Genomic DNA, 1,530 nt, shown 5'->3' on the forward strand with positions numbered 1-1,530 from the left:
AGGAAAAAATAACTTCACTATAAGGAAATCATGAGAAAAAAGATCATCTACCTAGCGGGAGCTATGACCATAGTTTTACTAGTAGCGGTGATTAAACATGAAAATAAAGTAAAGAGGGATGAGCAATTGAGATATTTAGATTCCATGGTATCTAAACAACCTTAATAAAATTGCGTTTATGTTTAGAAATATCAGCTCATATGAAAGCCATTATTTAACATAAAATCTCTTATGCGAAGTCGAAAAAGCGAGGTTCCACAGTCCTCGCTACATATAATCTCTATTATATTAAGTAGATGATAAATCAAGATACTTGTTTTATAAATTCAGTTTTATTCCTTGGCGAAACCATGATTGATTTATGGATACCATCTTTTTTATATTCAATTTTTATTCTATCTAAAGATAAAGCTGGAGCTGATAAAGAGTCTGATGTTTCCTCGATCTTTTCAATGCTATTCAATGGAATTTCCCACTTTAAGAAGATACTGTGTATCTTTAATATCTCACCGTCTACAACATAGTATGTTGTTGGAATGGGTAACCAAACCACTAGAGCTAAAGAACTTAAAAGGACGGAAAAAATTATATTTGCATGTAAATTTTGGCTATCAAAATGACTATAGACTAAGGTTAAAAGCAGTAAAGAACTTCCTGTCAAAACTATAATCACCCACCAATCTATTTTTGATTTATATTTTTGCATTATTGAATTTCTCTAAAATTAACATAATACACCTTATACGAAAGCCCCTATAAGTAGGCCCTAATTAGATTCTTTTAGCTCACAAGACTAGGCTTAAAAAAATAATCTAAGTAATTGATCTAAATAAATAAAATGGGATAGTAATGAATTTTAGGCTAGACGCTTAAAAAAATAGAATCTAAAATTCATTACTAATCACCTAAAGCGTTGATTTACAATAATTATATTGTTTTTTCTTAAAAACCTAAAATTCATTACTAATCGTATAAATTGTTGATTTATAATTAATATCTTGTTTTTTAGTTTCTAAAAAAATCTAAAAGTCGAATTATCTTTTACAATATAAGGGAAAATTCTGCATTCAGCTTGGCAGTTGCAATATCAGCTTCTGTCACATTCAGGAATTAAAGATCAAATAATTCGGTTAAGTCCCTATCAGAAGTATTTCCATGAAAAAATTCAGTACAAGTGAGCATCTCAAAAAAATGGATCGCAAGGATTGGGCAACAGCTCAATCGATTACGACCTTCGGCATGAGTCCTGAAGAAAAAAAGGCTCATGAAAAAAGATCCTGGGAACGCTTTGACCGGATTCAGTCCGGAGAAACCACAATTAAAGATGAAGAAGCAGTATTGCTCATGCAGTGGCGTGCCCTAAATAATCTGCTTAAAAGCCAGGACTAAAATCATTATCCTGATCATGATTTCTTATCTTGTCAGGGGTTACTGCCTTTTCTCTCATTTGCAAAGGCACACGTTCGATGACTTGCCGCTGCATGAATGCCAATTCTTCCTCAATAGAGGCTAACTGGATAAATGAATTCT

2 protein-coding genes are annotated in these 1,530 nt (G+C 32.2%); one reads left to right on the forward strand and one right to left on the reverse strand.

What is annotated here, in order from left to right:
- Positions 1 to 304: 304 nt before the first annotated feature.
- The gene (locus FTV34_RS17390; RefSeq protein ID WP_180070906.1) at positions 305 to 706 is read right to left on the reverse strand and encodes a PH domain-containing protein; all 402 of its coding nucleotides are present in this window, start codon (positions 704 to 706) and stop codon (positions 305 to 307) included.
- A gap of 449 nt (positions 707 to 1,155) precedes the next feature.
- Here FTV34_RS17390 and FTV34_RS17395 point away from each other — a divergent pair, with 449 nt between their 5' ends.
- Positions 1,156 to 1,389: a hypothetical protein gene (locus tag FTV34_RS17395; protein ID WP_174660715.1), complete on the forward strand. Its 234-nt coding sequence runs from the start codon at positions 1,156 to 1,158 to the stop codon at positions 1,387 to 1,389.
- The last annotated feature ends 141 nt before the right edge of the window (positions 1,390 to 1,530 follow it).

The organism is Acinetobacter sp. YH16038 (assembly GCF_013417275.1).
Taxonomy (GTDB): domain Bacteria; phylum Pseudomonadota; class Gammaproteobacteria; order Pseudomonadales; family Moraxellaceae; genus Acinetobacter.